The organism is Sphingobium sp. SG1 (assembly GCF_057063145.1).
The window spans coordinates 1-2,456 of record NZ_JBVVOJ010000054.1; the positions used below are offsets into that span (position 1 = coordinate 1).

General features: G+C 63.6%; 3 protein-coding genes. All 3 read left to right on the forward strand.

The genetic code is table 11. The features are described 5' to 3' along the window. Window positions 1–137 precede the first annotated feature (137 nt). The 3 genes from tnpA (at window position 138) to tnpC (ending at window position 2,435) form a co-directional block, all read left to right on the forward strand. Window positions 138–497, forward strand: a complete 360-nt coding sequence (gene tnpA / locus AC0KVN_RS27460; RefSeq protein ID WP_026109748.1) for an IS66-like element accessory protein TnpA — start codon at window positions 138–140, stop codon at window positions 495–497. Next, window positions 494–841, forward strand: coding sequence for an IS66 family insertion sequence element accessory protein TnpB (gene tnpB / locus AC0KVN_RS27465; RefSeq protein ID WP_009824048.1), 348 nt, complete (start codon window positions 494–496; stop codon window positions 839–841). Before tnpA ends, tnpB begins: the two co-directional genes overlap by 4 nt. A 61-nt stretch (window positions 842–902) precedes the next feature. Beyond that, complete coding sequence (gene tnpC / locus AC0KVN_RS27470) at window positions 903–2,435, forward strand: IS66 family transposase (protein ID WP_017503763.1); 1,533 nt, start codon at window positions 903–905, stop codon at window positions 2,433–2,435. Window positions 2,436–2,456 lie beyond the last annotated feature (21 nt).

Here is a 2,456-nt window from a genome sequence, read left to right on the forward strand (position 1 = left end):
GTAACCGTGGCGCCGAGGCCGCCTTGCGCGGTTGGGGGATGAAGGGCTGATTGCCGCTCGGATAGGGAGCGGCGATGGATAACGAGATCGAAGGTGGACCAGCGAGCAGTCATATGAGTGCTCATACGAGCGGTCGTATGAGCACTCGGATTGAGGTCGTTGCGGGTCGGCGCCGGTGGACAGTGGAGCAGAAGCTGGCGATCCTGCGCGATGCCTTTGGCCCCGAGGGTTCGGTTGGCGATGCCTGCAAGCGGCACGCGATCGGCAGCGGGTCGATCTACACCTGGCGGCGGCAAGCGATGTCGGGTGAGCTTGGCGGTGCCAGACCTGCAGCATTGCCCACGTTCGCGGAGGTCGAGCTTTCTGTCCCTGTTCCAGCGTTGCCGGCGCCCGGCGGTCATATCGGGATCGAGCTGCCCTCGGGCGTGAAGCTGACCGTAGACGCCGGTGTTGATGCCGAGGCCCTGGCACGGGTCATTGCCGTTCTCACGCGATGATCCCACTGCCACCTTCCACCCGGATCTATCTGGCCTGCGGCGCGACCGACATGCGCAAGGGCTTTGACGGTCTGGCAGTACTGGCCCAGCAGGTGCTGGAGCAGAGCCCGCATTCTGGTGCGCTATTTGCCTTCCGGGGCAAGCGTGGCGATCTGGTGAAGCTGCTCTGGTATGATGGCCAGGGCCTATGCCTGTTTTCCAAGCGGATGGACCGTGGCCGGTTTGTCTGGCCGGTGACGAAGACGGGCAAGGTCGGCCTGACCTCGGCGCAGCTTTCCATGCTGCTTGAAGGCATTGACTGGCGACGCCCGGAGCGGACAGCCGCGCCGCTGCTGGCGGGCTAAAAAGTACGGATTCCTGTGGGTTTATCTGGCATCGATGGTGCCGCTTTGATACTATTCCAGGGTGTCGGATCGAGGCTCTTTCCCCGTCGATAAGGACGCCCGCATCGCCGAGCTGGAGGCAGCTCTGGCGGCCCGCGACACGCTGATCGATACCTTGCGTTTCCAACTGGCCCATCTCCGGCGGCTCACCTTTGGCCAGTCTTCGGAGAAGCTGACCCTCCAGATCGAACAGCTCGAACTCACCCTTGAGGAGTTGGAAGGCGAAGCGGAGCTTGCCGATATCCGCAAAGTCCAGGCGGATCAGAGGGAACGACCGGCGCCGGTCCGCGCCTTGCCGGCGCATCTGCCGCGAGCCGAACGCCGGATCGAGCCGGAAGCAGGCACCTGCACCTGTCCTTCCTGCGGAGGCGCCCTGCGTCCGCTCGGGCAGGACAGCGACGAGATGCTCGATGTCGCGCCGGTGCAATGGCGCGTCATTCGCACTGTCCGTCCTAAATATAGCTGCCGATCCTGCGAGCAGATCGTGCAAGCCCCGGCGCCCGTAAAGGCGATTGCCCGGGGGAAGGCCAGCTTCGCCACACTCGCCCATGTCGTCGTCGCCAAGTTCGATCATCATCTCCCCCTCTATCGCCAGGCCGAGATGATGGCGGCACAGGGCCTCGATATCGACCGATCGACGCTGGCAGGCTGGGCAGCACAGGCCGCACATCTGCTTGACCCGATCGTCAGTCGCATCCGGGAAGAAGGGATCAAGGCCGGCAAGATCCATGTCGATGACACGCCCGTTCCTATGCTGATGCCCGGCAAGGGCAAGACGGTGCAGGCGAGGCTCTGGGCCTATGTCGTCGATAATCGTGCCGCTGGCGCATCGACGCCGGCGCTGGCTTGGTATCGCTTCACTCCCGATCGCAGCGGCGTCCACCCGCAAAGCGAGCTCAAGGACTTTACCGGGCTGCTACAGGCTGATGCCTATGCGGGCTTCGACAAGCTCTACAGGGGCAACCGCATTCGGGAAGTCGCCTGCTGGGCGCATTTCCGGCGCAAGATATTCGAGAACCACGCCACCAGCCCGACGCCGTTGACGAGCAACCTGCTGGATCGGATCGCCGCGCTCTACCGGATCGAGGAAGAGATACGCGGGCAGCCGCCTGACCAGCGCCGTCGGCATAGACAGGACAGAAGCAGGCAGCAGGTGAACGAGTTACGCTCGATCATCGACGATGCGCTGCGCCGCCTGTCGCCCAAGTCCAACATGGCCAAGGCGCTCAGCTATGGCCGCAAGCGCTGGGATGCGCTCACCCGCTACATCGACGAGGGCATTGCCGAGATCGACAACAACATCGCCGAGCGCGCGATCCGCCCCATGGCGATCGGCCGCAAAAACTGGATCTTTGCCGGATCGAAGGCTGGCGGCGAACGGGCTGCCGCCATCTATTCCGTCATCGAGACTGCCAAACTCAATGGCATCGAACCGCAGGCCTACATCGCCGATGTCATCGAGAAGATAGCTGGCGACTGGCCCGCTACTCGCTGGGATGAGCTCATGCCGTGGAACTGGCAGCCAACCCACCAGGACTTCGCTCAAGCCGCATAGCGGTACTCAGGCCACGCTTAC